Annotated in this window: 15 protein-coding genes; 3 read left to right on the top strand and 12 right to left on the bottom strand. The window is 41.7% G+C overall.

Annotated features, from left to right (window positions below; genetic code table 11):
• Positions 1-104: 104 nt before the first annotated feature.
• The 4 genes from G1O98_RS10765 to G1O98_RS10750 all read right to left on the bottom strand — a co-directional run bounded on the left by G1O98_RS10765 (position 105) and on the right by G1O98_RS10750 (position 2564).
• Positions 105-863, bottom strand: coding sequence for a hypothetical protein (locus G1O98_RS10765; protein WP_243458401.1), 759 nt, complete (start codon positions 861-863; stop codon positions 105-107).
• 93 nt (positions 864-956) lie between these two features.
• Complete coding sequence (locus tag G1O98_RS10760; RefSeq protein WP_163928777.1) at positions 957-1196, bottom strand: hypothetical protein; 240 nt, start codon at positions 1194-1196, stop codon at positions 957-959.
• Between the two features lie 67 nt (positions 1197-1263).
• Positions 1264-1800, bottom strand: a complete 537-nt coding sequence (locus tag G1O98_RS10755) for a hypothetical protein (protein WP_243458400.1) — start codon at positions 1798-1800, stop codon at positions 1264-1266.
• A 164-nt stretch (positions 1801-1964) separates the two neighbouring features.
• Positions 1965-2564 carry a hypothetical protein gene (locus G1O98_RS10750; RefSeq protein ID WP_163928775.1) on the bottom strand — a complete coding sequence of 200 codons (600 nt, stop codon included), beginning with the start codon at positions 2562-2564 and terminating at the stop codon, positions 1965-1967.
• A gap of 257 nt (positions 2565-2821) precedes the next feature.
• Here G1O98_RS10750 and G1O98_RS10745 point away from each other — a divergent pair, with 257 nt between their 5' ends.
• The 3 genes from G1O98_RS10745 to G1O98_RS10735 all read left to right on the top strand — a co-directional run bounded on the left by G1O98_RS10745 (position 2822) and on the right by G1O98_RS10735 (position 6632).
• Positions 2822-3031, top strand: a complete 210-nt coding sequence (locus G1O98_RS10745; RefSeq protein ID WP_094346102.1) for a hypothetical protein — start codon at positions 2822-2824, stop codon at positions 3029-3031.
• 626 nt (positions 3032-3657) lie between these two features.
• The gene (locus tag G1O98_RS10740) at positions 3658-5265 is read left to right on the top strand and encodes a hypothetical protein (protein WP_163928774.1); all 1608 of its coding nucleotides are present in this window, start codon (positions 3658-3660) and stop codon (positions 5263-5265) included.
• Positions 5266-5357: 92 nt separating this feature from the next.
• Positions 5358-6632 (top strand): hypothetical protein, encoded by a 1275-nt coding sequence (locus tag G1O98_RS10735; RefSeq protein WP_243458399.1) that lies wholly within the window; start codon positions 5358-5360, stop codon positions 6630-6632.
• Positions 6633-6813: 181 nt separating this feature from the next.
• Here the strand turns inward: G1O98_RS10735 and G1O98_RS10730 are convergent, their stop codons facing one another.
• The 8 genes from G1O98_RS10730 to G1O98_RS10695 form a co-directional block, all read right to left on the bottom strand.
• The gene (locus G1O98_RS10730) at positions 6814-8202 is read right to left on the bottom strand and encodes a hypothetical protein (protein ID WP_163928773.1); all 1389 of its coding nucleotides are present in this window, start codon (positions 8200-8202) and stop codon (positions 6814-6816) included.
• Between the two features lie 250 nt (positions 8203-8452).
• Entirely contained in the window at positions 8453-12490 is a 4038-nt protein-coding gene (locus tag G1O98_RS10725) for an SAV_2336 N-terminal domain-related protein (RefSeq protein ID WP_163928772.1), read from the bottom strand.
• Complete coding sequence (locus tag G1O98_RS10720; protein ID WP_175586621.1) at positions 12487-13737, bottom strand: AAA family ATPase; 1251 nt, start codon at positions 13735-13737, stop codon at positions 12487-12489. The genes G1O98_RS10725 and G1O98_RS10720 overlap by 4 nt, the downstream gene beginning before the upstream one ends.
• Positions 13730-15211: an effector-associated domain EAD1-containing protein gene (locus G1O98_RS10715; protein ID WP_163928771.1), complete on the bottom strand. Its 1482-nt coding sequence runs from the start codon at positions 15209-15211 to the stop codon at positions 13730-13732. Before G1O98_RS10715 ends, G1O98_RS10720 begins: the two co-directional genes overlap by 8 nt.
• A 313-nt stretch (positions 15212-15524) precedes the next feature.
• Positions 15525-16718, bottom strand: a complete 1194-nt coding sequence (locus G1O98_RS10710; protein ID WP_163928770.1) for a serine protease — start codon at positions 16716-16718, stop codon at positions 15525-15527.
• A gap of 24 nt (positions 16719-16742) precedes the next feature.
• Entirely contained in the window at positions 16743-17366 is a 624-nt protein-coding gene (locus G1O98_RS10705) for an effector-associated domain EAD1-containing protein (RefSeq protein ID WP_163928769.1), read from the bottom strand.
• Positions 17367-17465: 99 nt separating this feature from the next.
• Positions 17466-17678 carry a hypothetical protein gene (locus G1O98_RS10700; RefSeq protein ID WP_163928768.1) on the bottom strand — a complete coding sequence of 71 codons (213 nt, stop codon included), beginning with the start codon at positions 17676-17678 and terminating at the stop codon, positions 17466-17468.
• 90 nt (positions 17679-17768) lie between these two features.
• Complete coding sequence (locus tag G1O98_RS10695) at positions 17769-18683, bottom strand: hypothetical protein (protein ID WP_243458398.1); 915 nt, start codon at positions 18681-18683, stop codon at positions 17769-17771.
• Positions 18684-19013 lie beyond the last annotated feature (330 nt).

The following is a 19013-nucleotide window of genomic DNA, read 5'->3' as shown; positions in this document are numbered from 1 at the left end:
TTTCTCGAATAACTAACTGAGACAGTACCGATTTTCATTTACTTATTTGAACCGCTAAATTATGTAGTGGCGACTCAAAGGTGAATCGCCGTTGTAGTATCTAATTACCGCTTGTTACCTTGCGGCATAACAGTTTGATTCTGTCCTTGCAGAGATGCCCGTACCTCAGTCTCCGAAACCGGGGGTAATGCTGGTGCAGTGACAGCATTACTAGCCCAGCGTTCATACGTTTCATTTGTTACCCAGTGAACTGTTGCCCCAGATTCCGCACCACTACGAATCATCTCTGCCGCTTCGAGCGCATCCTTCTCAAAGTCAGACTGTGGGTTACGGTACGACCATTGGATGAACCAGTACGTTCCTAACGTCCCTTCCACTTTTTGGAACTCCGCGCAGAAAATGTAGTTTTTCAGTACCGAAGCGATCGCCTGATAACAGAACTCCTTTGGATCTCCGGGCATCCCTTCCTCGCACCACGATTGAAATGCGCGATGGGCGAAATGATTGTACAATCCAGCGAAATTGTCTTTACTGCGGCGGTGGATTAGAAAACTAAGCAGCATGGAGGCTGGCCCCTTAAACTGGTCTTTGAGTCCGCCAGCAACTGGAATCACCCATAACTCAGTAAATGGCTCGTTGGTGAAGTTCTCGTTGATGGTCAATGCACGGTCAGGGCGAGAGATTGCAATTGCAAAATCAGCCTTGTTACCTTTGAGATATCCTCCTGCTTGTGCTTCTAGAATCGTCAGTTTTGGGGGACAATCGAGAAGGAATTGTCCATATTCTTTAGCGCAATTTGCTTGTAGTTTTGGTTGGCTGGGTGGAATGAGAAAGACGCTATTGTTGATAATGATTGTTTCCATAATTGCGTTGTTGTTGCTAAAAATTGCGTTGATACTGGATACTGTTCGACTTAGCTATTTATGACAGTGCAGGAATTGCTTTTAACTAATAAGTCAGCAGTTCAGCAATTTTGAATTGATAATGCGTGAATTTTGAACTGTTTTGACTTCAACGATTTCTTCGACGCACCCCATTGCCTCAGTCAAATAATGCAGCACATCGCCCAAATGAGTTGCTGCCTCTGGATCAATCTTTTTCTCTGCAATCAACAAAAGCCAAGTTTCATTTTGTGCAATAGCCTGAATATTTACGTAGCACGAGTTGAATTGCTTCAGTATTTCTATGGGTTCCATTGCTATATTTGTAAAGTAAGTAAAACAGTCTTATTGAGGAAGTGGGCAGCAACGCCCACCCCGTTTCTTACGCTGCAACCAAATGTTTTGCTTGCGGAACGTACCTCTTTAGTCGCTCCCATTCGTCACTCGTCAGCGCATCAAATTCTTTATCGAGTAATTCCTCTTCCGTGAGTGGTTGTTCTTTAGTCGCTTTTGATACCCTTGCCACTTTCATGAAGTCGTCTAGTCCAACTGCTGCATCTACAGCCTGGGCGTATCGAAGAGAATCCACTCCGTTAGACCAGTGCGTAATGTACTGAAATATCACCCCAATCATCGAATCGCCGCCCTTGTACACTCGATAGTTTCTGGGGCAGGCTCCGTCAGCGTAAACCAGCTTGTAGCCATGAATCTCTTGCACCTCTGCGTTGGGGTCGGTTGGAGGTAGGAGTATTTTGTCAAGAAACTCTTCCAACTCCGTCTCTTGAAGAGAAAGTGTGGTAATCATATTCTGTGTGTGATGATTTGGATTGTCTAATTTCGTTTGGGTGGCGATTGCAGGTGTTTGGTATGCAATCGCCTTTCTCACTTGCAGTACCAGGGATTTCTTACACCTCTGCATTTGCATCTGTAGCAGGTAGAAGAATATTCTCGTAGCAGTCATCTACTTGAAGTAAGAGGTTATTTGCTGCACTTTATGCCATGATCGGTATTTCTTAAGCGATTACATTTTGAAGGCGATTGCTTTTGTCTTGGGGCAGCAATCGCCCTTTTTCCTTCAGCAACTTACGCCGCTACTGCCGCTCGGACTCCCAACAACGCAATCACATCTTTGGCACTGCCAGCAACCCGATTTACCCCGTACTGTCTTGGTCGAGTGTACCAACCTTGTTGATTGCACCCGATGAAGCCGACAAAACGCCCGTCTTGGTAGAGTTTGGTGCTAAATCCTAACCAATCTATCTCACCGTGGTACAGACCAAAAGCAGTGCAGGCTTTCTCTAGCTCATCGCTCAATCGTTCGTTCCGTTCCAGGGGTGTCTCTGGTAGAGTCGCTTTTACTTGCGCCACTCGTGTAGCGAACCAGTTGCGGTCGAAGGGTAGCCGTCCGCCACCGATTAATTGAACCCATACTGTGATTCCGCCTTCAATCCAGATGGTACGGACGGATTCGGGTTCAACTTCGATAATCTCACCAATAATCCGACGATCACGAGCAGTCAGGGGGTCTTGGGTTGGGGCTACAGCTTCGGCTTGGGTTTCGATGTAGTTGTCGAGTTCAACTTGGGCTATCGCTTGCTCGTCTTTGAAGGGAGTATTTGCGATTATTGTTTGATTGAATTTGAAGCTTGAAGGTGCTTGTTGTGTGTAAACAGATTGCGTCATAATGAGGATCTCCTGCCTCTACACGGGGTTAGGTTTTCACAAAGGGCGATCGCTCAAGTTGTCCAGACCTCGCGATCGCCTTTTGTTTGCATAGCTTTAGTATATACAAGTGCTATGCAAATGTCAATATATTTTCTAGATTTTGTATATGCAAAATTGAAAAAAGCCTTATAAGTCATGAAAAAACTAGCATAGGCATTGCATAGACAAGTAAATGGGGCTAGTCTTATGTATAGACAGATAAATGCAGGAAGCGTATGGGTCAGCTAAACATCCGAATAGATGATGAGTTAAAAGAAGCTTTCATAAGGAAAGCTAAAGAAGATAATACTTCAGCTACAGAATTACTAATTGAATATATGAAGCAGTATTTAGCTTCTCCCCAAAAGAATGAATCTCAGAAAATAGAGGAGCTAGAAAAAAGATTAGTAAGGGTTGAGCAAGTATTGGGGGAATTAGCAGCCTGAAAAACGAGCTTCAGTTTTTCAGGCTTTGGCGTGAGCGCGTTCGTAAATCTTTAAAAACTAATTCTATATCCCCTGACGATGAGTCGGGGGATTTTGCATAAATAGGGTGTATATACAAAATTAGGCAGTGCATTGACTATTCTATGCACTGCCTATACTATGAATATATGATTTAACCTCATTTTGACAATATGACACACCAGAAACTATCGGTTTATATGCAATTGCATTCAGGGGATATAGAGGCATTGCAAAATGTGTGGATTCATTGGAAAGTATGCAGACACCCATAGTAGTCAGCACAGATAAAGGATTGGAAGCTCAGACTCTCAAGCGTCCGCAGCAATCATAAATTAAAAACCCCACAGGGAAGTTTTGCAGGCTACCAGTGGGGGCAGAACATAACCAACGTTTAAGGCTATGATTTACTTAACAGTATCAAATTTCCCTGCACTATGTACAGAGTTCAGTTGTATTATTAATAGCCGTCTATCTCTGTTGCTCTGTGCTTGTAATAAAAAGAATAATACTAGCTCTGGCGGTGTAAAACCAAGGGTACAAATAATTTTTCATTTACTAAAGGTAGTTTATAGCACCTCTTCTATTTATTTGAATAGGAGAGGAATATGCTGACACTAAACCCTTCCGAAACAACATTAGCGTTCAATTACGGCATTCTCAACACCAGCATCCAGGAAACCTTCACTGCTATAGACAGGTTCGAGTGGCAAGCAATAGAAGAACTGCGGCTGATGCGAGACAAAGGCTATTACGAAGATGGTGGACACAAGAGCTTTGAAGCTTACTGCGAAAGCGAGTTGACCAAACACGGAGGATATCGCCGGGTCAGAGATTTGCTGTCTGCGAAGAAAGTAGTTGATACTCTGCCAGAGGAACTCAGGGAAAAGATTACTAAACCCTCTCAAACTCGCCCCTTACTCCGGCTGATTAAAACTCCTGATAAGTTACAGGAAGTCGTAGCGATCGCAGCCAAAGAAAAGCCCTTCCCCACTGCCGCCGATTTTGCTAAAGCAGTACAGAAGGTCGTTCCAAAAAATACGTCACCCACTAGAACCAGTAGCACAGAACAAGAAAAAATCAAAACGCAATTGTGTAATTCTGTCACTGTTTCTTCCCTTTCACATCCAAGATATGGGGATTCGGGGGTGATTGAGGCAGACGCACCGAATAACTATCAGCAGATTGTTACCTTCAGTGATGGTGAGAAGCTGCTGGTAAACAATGCTGATTTGACTAGTTTAAATGACGCAATTGTGTCATTCTCAGCAGAGCGCACATACCCAAAAGAATACACGGAAGCGATCGCCCAAATCAAAGAGCAACACAAGCAAGAGTTAGAGCGCCTAGAGCAGGAATTGAGAATTGGGCTACAAGCAGAAGCAGGGGCTAAAGCTGAAGCCCAGGTACAAGAGCAAATCCAATCTCTGCAACAACTCTTTAAACAACAAAAAGAAGAAAATATCCATTTACAGCAACGGCTCTTGGAGATGGAATCACTACGGCAGTTAGAGGCTGAGAATCAACAACTCCAGCAGCGCATTCAGGAGCTAGAACACGCCGTACAACAGCATCCGGTTCAACAGTGGGGAAATACCATGACCCAGCAAGCGACTAAAGCGTTGAATAAGCAGGTAAAGCAAGCCTTGGAGAAAACTATTGATTTGCGATCGCTAGCTGCTGAACCACCCAAGGAGAACGCCCAAGAATGTCTGCGGCTGATGGGTATGGCGTTGAAAAACCTAAGCGAAGCGATGAACAACACCCAAGCACTCGAAGCCGCAGCAATAATTCTGGGAAGTGAACCAACACCACAGGCGATTGCATATCGAGCCGAGCAATTAGAAATGTTGCCCCAAGCTGTTAGTGATATCAGACGGGTACTGTCAAAACCTGGGTGTACTTGGCAGGAGTTTTTGAATGTTGCCCAAGAGTATGAGGTTATTAAACAAGACTATTGGGCGGAATTGACCAGTGAAGAAACAAATTTAATTACCGCACTCCAGAGCGTATCCTCTCAACCAGACACTATCGGGCTTGGTTCTATTGTTGCCCACGCCGACCCCTACCGTACTTTGTATGTCGAGAGGGGTGAAGTAGTAGAGGATTTGGGCGAGGAAGTAGTGGTGGCATGGGATCACTGGAAGGAGCAATCAAAAAAGACTGACAGGTATTTCCGAGATGAGTTGCGAATCTGGAAGGGCGAAAACCAGTAAATAAAAACTCGCCTTGAGATAGCTAAAAAAATTTAAACGCGGCATGGGTGCAATGTCGCTCACATTGTCATGGGAAAAATTTAGGAGGGAATATGACTAGTACAGCGTTAAAAGCAATCAACGGTGGCAGCAAGCAGCGAAGCGATGTCCAAGGACAAGCCGCTTCGCGTCTACGTAAACAAGCAGATGCAGATAAATCGATTAGACCACATTGCAAAGTATCGATTGAGGATATCAACTGGGTTCGTCAACAGCCTCCATCTGTGCAGCAGCTTTGGTTAGATAGCGTGGCGGCTGAACAATTCGGGGGTTCTGCTCATAAACTCGATACTAACCTCACCTACAAATCTTTGCAAAAAGCAGGGGCGGCGTTAAGCGCCCAAGGATTATTTCAGTTTGAGGAAGTATTTGGTCGCTTACCTTCCGGCAGACCAGGATTGATTAGCTACCGTGTCCGTAACCTTCATGGTTATTACAATCGGTTTTACTGGGAATCGTCCACGTCTGCGGAAACCATTTCTTGTGATGAGAAAGCCATCCACGCCGGGGAAAAAAACAACCACGCCAGACGGAATGAAAACCACCCCAAAGTGGAACAAATCCATGCTGATTTGGAATCATTCCAAAAGAATGGTCAAAAAAGTGAGGATTTACAAGGGTTTCAAAAACCTAACAACGTTTCTAACTACCTGTTAACTACCTACCAACAACCAACTAAGGTTGTTGGTATGGTAGTTGCTTCTGACGCGCCAACTGAAAATCCGCATGAGGAGAAGACGGCTCATGCGCCCTTGAGGGGCGCGTCGCCTCAACGTATCGAAAGCGCGTCAGAACTTGAAGAATTGCCTGTGGCAATGGACTGTACGACGCTAACGCTTGTGGATGATGCACCAAGTCAATCTGTTTCGTTGTTAGCTGAAAAGCAGGATTGTGGCGTTGAGGCGGCAGTCTCTCATGAAGGTGCTTGTTCCGCCGCGCCTGTTGCACAAAATGAATTTTCTTGCAAGGAAGCGATCGCATATCAAAAAATAGAACCGAGTCGTCCTTCTGCTTCTTTGTTGGCTGAAAACTTGGTTTCTGGTGATGAGGATAAAGTAGATCATGAAGGCACTTATTCCGCCGCGCCCGTCGCTCAAAATGAATTTTCTCTAAATTCTGTGATCGCTAATCAAGCGCCCGTGTCATTAAATCAAAGTGAGATATTTGAATGGTTGGATAGAGCAAACGTTGGAGAATGCCCCCCATTGTGGGTAATTCAATATTTGCTAGACAGCAAGTATTATGCCAGCATGAGGGCAATAATCAGCAAGTTTGAGAAGCAATGGAATATATCTGTAGTTAATTATCAGGTGCAAAAATCTAGTTAGGCGTTGTTTACTACTGAAGACATCGCCGTTAGATCCAAGGCTAGACTATTTTTGGACTTCTGGCGATCAATTTATTGACCCTGGCGTTGATGTTTATGAGCAACGGTATCGAGAGCGGGTAGTTAATAATCTTAAGAAAAAAGGTCTGGCTTTTGGTTTAGAACTCACCCCCATTCCTGACTCAACGCAATGTGTTTCTTGAGAGTCCTGGAAGATTACTCAAGCTACGACTCGCAACATCAGCACTGAGTCCCCACAGAATCAATCCTAAATAATCAGCAAAAGGTCTAGCACCGAAAGTCGTGCCATTCTCTATATAAAGAGAGCTGATACCCGCAGCCGATAAGCCAACAAGCAAAGTTAGAGATAGTAGCGGACGCACCACCCAGAAAGTTGCTTCAGTACGAACCTGATCAGATACACCAGAAAAATTAACCAAAAGCTGTTGGAGTTTACCTGATTGACTGGGTGTAGTCTTTGCTTCCCCAGTCGGTTGGTTTAGGTGATCAGTTGCAACTGTAATATCTTCTACCAATCGCTTATATACTTCAATACTGTAATTTCCTGCTCCTCTCGCTCCAATTTTGTCTAAGTCTGAACTAATTTCTTCTAATACTTTTTTCGCATCGGTATCTTTTCCCTCAGCAATACGTAGTCGAGCTTGTTTAATTTTTCTTACGTATTCGTCTTCGTCCGCAGGAAAATCAGTAGAGGAATTCTGTGCTTGCTCATTAAACTGATCTTCTAGTGCTTGCAGTTTGACTAGGGTTTTGAGGCGATCACGAATTGTTTGCACTTGAACTGGTACAACATCCAATCGCTCGCGGACTACAAGTGTGCGAACTTCAGTTACCATACCTGCTAATAACTGTTTATACTGATCTCCTAATTTTGCCCCTGCAATATCTGCTTGCAAACGGTATACTTCTTCGAGTGCTTTTGCTTGTGGCTCACTGCGCTCCTGCATATACTTGAAAAGTCTGCCCAAAACCACACCAAATAACAGAGCAATCAGTGGAAATAGAGGGCCACTCCGAACGCTTAGGTTAATTGGCAGAGAAAGGCGATCGCTGCGATTTCGCAGGGTCAGGTAAACTGCTCCATTATATTGATCGGGAGGTATTGCAGAACGCCCAAGGATGAGCGGGATGCTGATAATTTGGTTGGCAGGTAGGGTTTTGATATCTTGAGAAAGAGAAATAGCTTGGTTATTAAGTTGATAGCCTGTAAAGTCACCTTCTACAACTACTGCTGTGTTGAGAATATTAACAGGAACCAAAGTAGAATTATCAAAACGAAGTTCGCGTTGATTGATATATGCGCTGGTAGGTAACAGTAGCCGAGCTAAAGCGCAGTCTAGCCACCCTCCACAATTAACTAGCTGAAGGCGGATTTGTTCTGTTCCCTTCAATGGCAGCAATTTTGGGACTGCATCAGGCTTTGTTGTTTGAGGTATTACTGCTGTTACAGGCTTTTGTTCATTCACTTCAGGTGCAGACTCTGTTTGTGCAAGGACTGGTACTTGCACTAGAATAAGAGGTAAAAGCATTGCAGGGAGCCATTGTTTCATCTATCTAAACCTTCTCGTTAATACTAATGCAAGCTGTAAGCTTCCAGAATCGGATTTAATTAATACTGATGTACTATCAATTAGCCATCGCATTGTGTCAGTTGCGTAAGTCCTGATTTATTTTCTACCCACTCTTGATTTCAAAAAAAATTAGATCATTCCGCTTCGATACACTAAAAAAAGATAGAAAACAAGAAAAAAAGATAGAAAACAAGAGAAAAGGGCAAAATCATAAAAGTATAAAGAGCTACTAAAAAATCTTTCCGGCAGCGCACACAATACGAAAACCAATAGTGCTATCGTAGTTGCCGCGCGCGTTGCCAAGGTCGCGATACGCGGAGCGGCAGTAGTAAGGATCAAGGTCCCAGGAACCGCCCCGTAGCACGGCACTTCCTTGTTTTTGAAAAAAATTATCATTATTGTTATTAAACCACGGACTACCATCTCTAGGCGCTCCTCCATAGTTTTCGTGCCAATCGTCAAGACAATATTCCCAGACATTTCCGTGCATATCATACAACCCAAAGACATTAGCTACCTCAAAACTGCCCACAGGTGTAGTCTCTTCTCGATAGATACCTTTTAGTCCTCGTCCATAAGAGCCTGACCGTTTCAGGCTTTCGTCATCTGTACCCCTGTAATTGGCAACATCCGTTGTGATTGTCTCGCCAAAGTGAAATGGGGTAGTTGTTCCAGCGCGACAGGCATATTCCCATTCTGCTTCACTGGGAAGGCGGTACTGTCTTTTGGTATGATCGGATAAGCGATCGCAAAACTCAACCGCATCGTACCAGGAGACTTGCTCTACAGGTCGTTGATCCCCTTTGAAGTTTGATGGGTTAGCTTCTAGCTCTTTATTTACCTGGGGGAATGCTGCTACGGCTTTCCACTGTGCTTGGGTAACTTGATATTTACCCATGCAAAATTGCTGAATAGTTACTGAATGCTGAGGATTTTCTGAATCCCTGCGCTCTAATTCATTTTTTGGTGAACCCATCATGAATGTGCCACCGGGAATGGACACCATTTCTAGAGTGACGTTGTTGCTGAGAGTCTCGGTGAAGTATTGGGCAGTTTTGGTTTCTTGTTGGATGATTTCACCACGACGGTCAACGGTGACAACCTCAAAATAACCATTACCAGGGTTGATTCGCTTTAAACTTTCTGCTACCAGTCTACGGATATCATTATCTAAATCAGTTGATTCTAGCAGTTGTACTAAGGCTTCGATTGCTGTTTGATTGCCAGTGCCGATTTTACCTAAACTTTCTACTGCCTGCATACGAGTATCTTCATCCACTGTTTTTGATTGCAGCAGTTCCACCAAGGCGGCGATCTCTTGTTCGGTAGTTTTGCTCCACTGAGCGCCTGCAATTTGCCCTAAGTTGCCATTGCTCGTTCGGTCTTGAGTAGTGGTTCCCTTCCCCTCATCCAATGGCCAGTAGCCAACCAAGCCCAATTCATTACCCTTGAGTTGACGAAACTGATTCTCTTGAATTTCTTGTTGAGAACAAGCTTTGTTCCAAATACGAACTTCACTAATTTGACCGTGAAAGAACCGCTCTGTTCCATTTCCTGCGGCTGCGATCGCCCAGTTTGCATTAACTTGAAGTACCCCTGTCGCTTCTATAGATTCACTAACTTTTATACCATTGCGGTAGAGTTTCCAGACTGCGCCATCATAGCTACCCGCTAAATGAACCCAGGTTCCAATATCTTCATCTGGGATGGGATAGCCTACCCTATGATCATCACCATTCCAAAAGCCAATCTGATATTCGTGTTCAGCCTCAGCAATTCTGAGAAAAACTTCAGCATCAGGGTTTCTATGAAAACCATGAGCCACAATATTTTGTGTTTTACTAATATTTTCAGGTTTAATCCAGGCTTCGATCGTGATTTGACCGACAAAATTCAGAACGTCTGGATTGCCTAAATTAACATAGTCATCCTGTCCGTCAAAGGTTATGGTTTCTGATGGAAGAAATGTCCTATGGCTAGAAGTAGTTTCAGAAGGAATAGAATAGACTTTGACAGAAGCGCCTGTCATCTTGGAGCCATAATGCCCTTTCCACCACTTTGTATCTTTTCCTCCATGTTCAAAATAAATGAAGCGGAGGTTTTTGCCATAGTCTTTGAAGGTGTGGTCAATTTTTTTAAATGGGTTCTTCCAACCAGGTTCTAAGGGAGCATCAAGTTCACCGGTTTCGTATATTTGCAGTACTTGCTGGTTCGCATTTCGCAATTCTGCTTTCAAATAATACTTACTTTCACAGTCAGACCTAGCACACATCCAGTCAGAAACATTAATTTCGGGTACTTGATCTAGCTCTTTAGTCGTTAACCCAGATTGTAGCAGATCGATCAACTGTGATTTTTTACACCATTCATAGGATGTGACAAAGTTGGTATTTTTTGGCGTTGCCGGGCATTCCTCTCCAGGACCATGCTCAACTAGCCAGTGATCGCCTCCATTATCGAGGATTTGCCAATGGTTAAATTCTTGACTAGCATCACCATTTTTGAGAACTTCTTGATAATTTAGATTTGGAACAACCTTGTCTAATAACTCAAATAACCTACTACCCTGAGATGTTTTCAGCAATTCCTTGCGAATCTTCGCAAATGGCTTAACTAAATTAGCTCGGCTAACATCAGTTTGGGTCTCCTTCACCGTTGCATCAAAAGTGCTAAGGGATTTTCCTAACCAGGTTTCTACATACTTGGAAATTTCTTCTAAAACTGTAATCTGATACACGGTAGGAAGTGTATTTAACACGATTTCCCTGACTTCATCTCTAAAATCGTAGAGTACTCCTTCAGGATTAGTCGATTCTGTAATGGGAACAGGTGCGATCGCCTTTAACAATCCGCCCAAAAACACCTCAGCAACATGAGCTTGCCGTGATTCTGGTAACATCGTCTGTTGCAGCAAGCGCACCACAGGCAAATTGATCACAGGCGCAGCTGCCAAAAAACCTGCCAGCCTCTTAGCTGTGGGTGAAGAAGACATACGAAACTGCCGGACTATCTGCTCGGGAGGCAAATAGTCTAACTCCGTTGGGTTGTCTTCCTCGCTCAAGGATGCTAAATCTGGCTCCTCTGACTCAGAAGATCCAGTTGCTTGAGGTTTTTCAAACGCAACCGCCCGAGACCAGATACTTCCTCTTCCCATGAGCATCCGACTCCAGTTAGAAGCTGACCCTGGATCTAGAGAGAGTACAGGAACCTTAATCATGGTATTAAAATCAACCTCCTCATCCCAAAAGGAGGTCGCTTTTGCCTGCAAATACTGATTAGCCGCTCCCAGAGTTGGGCTGCAAACCTCTATGTCTATGGCATCTTCCAGGCTAGTCCTGGACCATAGCCACGTTGGTAAAACCTGCAAAATTGCCACAGGCCCATGTTTAGCCCAACGATCAAGCACAGGCAGAACAGTACCTTGCCGCCAAATCGATGAAACGCAATCGCTGAGAACCAATATCAAGCGCCGACCAGTGGGATCAAGCAATTCCTTGGGATCTCGACAATGTTGTTCATCAACATTAGTCCAGATTTCCCGTCGAATCTTTACCTGTTCTAGTTGGTTCAGATTTTCTGTCCGATGATTATCTGTATTAGTTTGCTGGCTGTTAACCTTTGATGGTCTACTGACTGTAACCAATCCCCAAATTTGCACATCCCGAAAAGCACCGTACTGCTCCAGAATCTTTTTCAGGTCTTTGACGGTCTTTTGCCAGAGCATTTTCACAGAAGGGCTTTCATCAATGACCAAGGCAACCTCAAGCCAGGGTTCTAATGCAGGGGTAAGGACGGGTAGCCAAATTTGCTCGTCCGCAATACGCCGCACGGTCGCTGCCTCGTCTAACAGCACAGGCGGACCAAAGGGAACTTGTTTCATTAAAGACTTTAAAGCGCGAACCAGGGTGAGGGGTTCTCGAAGTGAAGGAACATCCACCACCCGAATGGGTTGATCATCTTTATCTCGTGGTGCTGCAATCGGATAAACCGAAACTGTTTTTGCCTGTTCTTCTAGCTTTTTAGCTTCTTCTAGCTTTTTAGGCTCTTCTAACTTTTTAGGCTCTTTTAGCTTTTTAGCTTCTTCTGGCTTTTTAGCCTCTTCTAGCTTTTCAGCCTCTTCTAGCTTTTCAACATCAGAGGGTGTTTGGTGACTGACTTCTCCTACAATTTGTTGTCTTTGCAAAGCCAGCCAGAGAATCTCTGCAATCTGGTCAGATGTTATATCTGGCTGAATCTGTTTAAAGGCAATAATCAGAGAGTCTATCATTGATTATCTTGCTCACTGGTTAGGGTTTTTAAGAGCAAATCTTGCAAGCGTTTTTTCCCTTCGCTCAAATCTGCTGATTCGGTAGAATCCGTTGCTTGATAAGCATGGGTCATCAGATAAACCGTATTGAGTAATTGATCATTTGCTAAAGCGCTTGATTTTTCTCGAAGGTTTATGAAATCCTTAACCAGCTTATTTACTGTGGATTCGTGTTTCTCTACATCCCCTAACTTGGCTTTAACCATTGCTTTTAGACCTTCCTCAGTAGGATCTGGCATCCTTACGCGCACACAACGCCTTAAAAAGGCAGGTGGAAAATCGCGTTCTCCGTTACTGGTCATAAGAATCAATGGAAAAGCTTCACACAGCACAGTACCTTTTTTAATTATCGTACTGATTCCTTCACAGGTGCCGACCTGAACCTCCTCTTTTATTTGAGAGGCATTCTCTTGAATGTTATCAACTTGTTCTTCATCCTTTCGAGACATACGAACGAGTTCAGGGATCTTAAATAGTCCCTCTTCAAACAAGTACAATAGGTCATTAGGTAAATTAATGTCGCTCTTATCAACTTCATCAATCAGCAGCACTCGAGGAAACGAAGTTTGTAGAAAAGCTGTACCAAGCGGTCCAAGCTCAATATATCGCCCAATATTTTGGGGACTCTCTTGATCAAGATCACCGATTGCTTCCCGTTGTTCAGCAGGCAGGCTTTGTTGCCTAAACTGTTGATTTTGTAAGTCGGCTTGCCGTTGAGCCGCTCTGAATTGGGTATCTTGTAGCCGCGCAATCGCATCATAGCGATAAAGACCATCTTGCAAGGACGTGCGCGTGGTAATGGGCCAATACAAAACTGGGCCTAGTTGAAGTTGGTAAGCAATGGCATAAGCCAGAGAGGTCTTTCCAGAACCAGCTCCTCCCGTGATAAGCAGGGGACGACGTAGATAGAGGGCAGCGTTGACAGCATCAATAACGAGAGACATCGGATCATCTTTATCAGCAGAGTTCTCATTCATTTTGAAACTCTCACCCCGTTGTCGGTTACTGTTGATTATATTTTTATCTATCTTTTCCTCTATTCGTCGGATGTACTCTTGAAACTTTCCCCAAAGTGCTTCTTCTTCTTGTTTTTGAACGCCTGTGTTTTGTCCAAAGCTACGCCATTGTGGTGGTGGTGGAAGCTTTTTAATGCCGTCATGTGGTTCTGCATCACTTCTAAAGATTCTCCACAGATTAATATCATTCATTGCTAGTTCCTAAGTTTACAAGACCTGAATCATTCAAAGATTTCTTATTTCTTATAAGATTTTGCAATTCATAGATATTAGTATATAAGACATTTAAATGATAGCCTAAATATAAATGCTTTGTTTCTGGTTCGCTGTCAGAATCAACTTCTCCTCGAAGTAGCCGGATAGTGTCAAAGAAATTTTCTAAAGTAGAAATTTCATCAGTTTCTAAAAAATCATCAAATAGATATCCATTATTAAGTTCAGATGGCTCCGATGTTGACCAAATAATTATTTGGATAGGATTAATTATAATTTTCTTAGCAATTTCTTGATTAATGAAAGAAACTTTTGAGTTATTTTCATAATTTTCGTTTTCCTGTGGTTTTATTTTTATTACTATTGGTCTTTTGGAGATAGGAATAGGATATAGCTTATTTTTAATCTCTTCGCAATTTAAATCTGAAATTTTACAGTTGAAAACATCTCCTTTTTGCAATTTACCTGAAGCAGATGTTAAGAACTTTTCAATGGAAGGAGTTTTTTTATACCAATCAAGAGCATTTTTTACCTTTTTGGGAGTAAAAGTAAGATGCTCAGAAAAACAGGTTGTTACCACATAATCTGTAAAATAGTCTTTTTGTAACAGACAATATAAATTCTCATTTAAATAGTCATAAGGGAGAAATAATTCAATTCGCTCAATGCTACTTTGATTTACCGCTGCTTCGATAAAGAGGTTGATACGATCTTTAAGAAGTGTATTTGAATCCTCATTTATATGTTTGCCATATTCATATTCAATAAATTCATATTGGGGACATACTTTGGCACTGACTTTAAGTATGTCCTTTTCAGCTTTTTCAACATATATCTGCAAGTAATATTTCATGTCTTCATTCGCAAGTTCTTTCTGAAATGGTTGTGTAATATCACATTTTTCTGGAAAAAATTCCTCAAGTTCAACTAGTTTCCTAATATTATCCTGTTGATTTAAGTCATGTAACGCGTATGTGTATAAGCAACGCATAAAACAGCAAAGCAAACTATCCAATTGCAATTGTTCTAATAGCTTATCTAAATCCTCATTGAGATTGTTAAAAAATTCAGATTTAATTGATTTAAAATTAATATCTTGAAGTATTTTTTTGATAAGCCGTTTTAACTCATTGCTATCTTTAAATAAAGATAGTAAACCCTTTTTTAATAAGACTTTTGAATTCTCTATATAAACTACATAAAAGCTTTTCACTTTTGAATTATTAGGTCTTTTCTCATAAATTGTTTCAACCAGTTTCTTCATCTCTCCTTTTTTTCTGGCATCTTCAACTAATGCCCTAGCAACATCTTTAGGCGTTGCATTATTAGCAATAAATTGTCCCGGTGACATTTTAAGATCAAAGTCGATCAAATCCTGCAAATCGTTAACATCGAAAGCATTCTCAATCGCATTAATTAAGATGCGAAAATCTATCTCTTTAGATAAATCCAACTTACATACTTCTCCTTGTTCGTCAAACCAATTCGTAATTAAGACAATTAGTGAGGGTTTGCACCTACTTTTAGGCAATTAATTCACAACTGGCATTTTCAATTGCGAATTGATAATTGTTTTGGTCATTACTCTTAAGTAAGCCGCCGAGAAAAAAAACAAAGTACATTAAGTAATGTAAAATTTAATTGAATTGGCTTGTAGTAAGGGCTAAAGCACTTAAGAGAGTACTAAAGTCCCCACTACAAACCTTGAATCATTCACGCCGTTCTACTTACTATGAAATATCCTTCCCCAGCATCTCCCTATAATCTTATATCCATCCCTGTGCTACATCGATCTCCTTTTGTAGATTTGATGGCAAATGACTGAGAATTGCATGAATTGTAATCCCCTCGTTTTGCCAGAAAATAGATTCATATCCTTCTTTTTCGCTAGGTTGACCGGGCTTTGCAACATCTAGTTGAGGGTATGATTCTCCTTTTTCGAGACGTTGTGCCGCATGATGTAGAGCAATTACTTGCCAGAAGTCAGTCAGTACCGGAGAACCAGAAGAGCCACCTTCGGTATCTGTTAGATAACGCAGAAAATCAGAACTTTCACCTTCTTTTATATAAAAATTGTTCCGAAGTGCATAAATAAGTGGGCCTCCGCCAGAATGTTGAACAATATTTAAGCGATCGCTACGCTTCAAATTGGGCTGCTGCTTAATAATCTTTAATGGTTTACGATCTTGAATTTCATCCGCTTGCTTTAGACGAACAATGGCATAGTCAAGGTGGCGATCGCTTGCCAAAAGCTCTGCACCTTTATACTCTTTACGCTCCCCACCTTCCTTGAAATAATCAAAGTCAATAACTATACTTTCTGCCTGTAGCCGCAAGTCTTCCTCTGTTGCCTTTTCTTCATGAGTGTCTCGTGCTTCAATCACATGATGGTTTGTGATTAAAATACCAGGAGCAATGATCCATCCTGTGCCATAATAACCATCTTCCGTACCACGAGCATTAACAATCGGTTTTCCATTCAACCTGGAATAAACAGTTAATCGCGCAACGCTTTTACTCACTTCCAAAGCTTTTTGCAAAAAATCAAACTTTACACGCTCATCACGCCCCTCAAAGAGCAACCGTTCTGGTTCTAGTCCCAAATCGATTGGTGGGAGTTTCTTGCTTGGAGGTTCCCCTCCATAGTATTTTACTAGTTCTTGAATAATTTCGTGAAATATAGAATACAAAGCATATTCAGAATCAACTTGATCCTGAGCATTTTCGGCAATGACAATTAATGGTCGCACACCTGAATCTTTATTACGCCCAAGATTAACGAATTGGTCGATAATCATATCTAAATCCAACCGTGGGTTTCCTTCGCTTCTGTTTAAAGCGACTGGGGGTAATCCAGATAACAAGCTCTTTCGCCCCTCAGAGGTATTTGTTACAGGAAGCTTGAGTAGAGCTTCTAGGAATTTTCTCTTAATATCTCTATCTAATCTATCTGATGACATAAATTAGTTATCCTTTAATCAGAATTATTTCAGTCGAGCCTTTAAACTCAACAACTCTTGCCCTAATGGGGTTTCCTCAGTTGTATACAAAATTGCATTGTCAATCAGAGTCAATAAGCCATGCTCCCTTGAAAAGTTGTTACCATAAAGCTCACGTAGCTGATTGATAATAGAAACAAAGTCAGTTCGAGCATTGGTCTGATCTCGAGCTAAGGAAGGAATACCTGATAAAAGGGCCGTTCGAGTATTAAAGCTGGCTGTATCTGGAACTCTTAAGAGTAAATCGACCATCTGCCCAAAAAGTTTAGTCACATCATCTGACTTTTGTTTTAACTCATCTACATTGGGTAGGTTTGGTGTAGATGACCCAGGTATCAATGAATAATAGCTTTGATAAAAGCTTTTCACATCTGGATTATTAGGTCTCTGCTCATAAATTGCTTCAAGTAGTTTCTTTATCTCTCCTCTTTTTCGGGCATCTTCAACTAATGCCCTAGCAACACTGGAAGGAGTTGCATTCTGAGCAATAAATTGTCCCGGTGACATTTTAAGATCAAAGTCGATCAAGTCATGCAAATCGTTAACATCAAAAGCATTCTCAATCGCCTTAACTAAGATACGAAAATCTATCTCTTTAGATGAAGTCATATCAAATATATCTCCTCTTTATATAAACTCTTCTAAAAGTTCCATGTCTGCTTATTTTAGGAGCAGCAATCCCTGCTGTATTGCAACTATCAATTACTACTAAAAAACGTTCAGAGCCAATTTGCCGCAAGCATCTGTAAATGTTCCTGCTGCTAGGTCTAAACTGGCAAGTTTAGTTGGTTTAATATCATGTTGAAGCAAATAATAGCGCTTAGTCATTTTATCTAATAATCCATATCCAGAATAATAAACAAATACGGTTAAATTTTGATCTATAATGGCTTTTTCCTTTAACCGATTCAAGCTATTCAAGATGTTTTCCCTTGTTGTTTATTGATTATTCAGGACTCGGATATACTCTTTCTCATTAATCCTAAAAGCGTTTACTGCCAAACGATTTGCTTATTCCTCATATCTACTAACTCGGAATATTACATAGTTATAAGATAAGGTCGCAGAATCATCTTCCTTTTTCACGATCGCACCCATATCTGGTTTATAAACCCACTCACTCCAGTTAATTTCATCATCAGCCTGCACAGCAATATAGTTACCTTCAACCAGAGAAGCTCCCAAGGCAGCCTGGTCAAAATCGAGACCGAGGTAAAACTTTTGTACAGCTACATTTTCGTAGCGTTGCGCCATTAATTTGACAACACCTAGAGTAATTTCCGTAAAAGGTGCGATTGCTGGCTGTGCAGTTGTTAAAAGTTTGAGTCCACTTTTAAATGGAGAAGATTCTAAAGCACTTAATATTGCTTGATCCTCTTCATTTTTGACGTTTACCGTCGAGCATTCAAAGGCAACCCCTTGTGAGCCTACATTCAAACCTATAAAGATAGGATAGCCAACAATACCTGCTGACTGTCCTTCGTTAACTCGGTAGGTTTGGCTGAAACTAACTGACTCCTGGGTTTCAGCAATTTGGTTACGTGCTGCAAAAGTAACCAATACATTGTGTGTCCCACCACCTGGATACTTTTCAATGTGCAACCGATCTAACCGAATATTAATACGAGCATTTCTGAGAGTGCGATCCGGTTTAACAGCACCTGTATATTGAATAATCTGTGGTTGATTAAAATCAGATTTCTGTGGTGCAATATAGCCAAATTTATGAGATGCATACTTCCACGGCGGATTAAACCAATCTTCAATAAGCCCTCCGCGCTTACCTTCTAGCGTAATATCCGCTTCAGCACCACCAAAAACTTCGGGATCTTTCATTTGCTTTAGCTTGACAGCTATTTCGGGATCTTTGTATTCACCAATAACTTTGATGTCTCTAAATAGGCTGAACATTTCTTCATTTGGCATATTAACCTCTTAACTCTTATACAAAAGGATACTGTTATGGACTCTATTGCTAAATATTTATACTTTGAGGAATCTTTGATGGTAACAAATATCTGTAAGACATTGACTCACTGACTATCTGTACAAAGCCACAACTCAACATAAGTCAGAAAATATTACCACTTTAGCTAGATAATGGATAGCTTTTTTATACTCATAAGTGGCATTTTTCGATGATACGAGCGCTAGCCCTAAAACTATGTTATTCATTCCCTCTTCCTTGCTAAAGCTTTTAAGTTTGGGTTCTCCTTAACTGTTTTATCTGGTGATTTTGAGCTATTTATGCAGATT

This window comes from Nostoc sp. UIC 10630 (assembly GCF_010747425.1).
Lineage (GTDB): Bacteria > Cyanobacteriota > Cyanobacteriia > Cyanobacteriales > Nostocaceae > Nostoc.
This window is presented reverse-complemented; position numbering and strand designations above follow the sequence as displayed.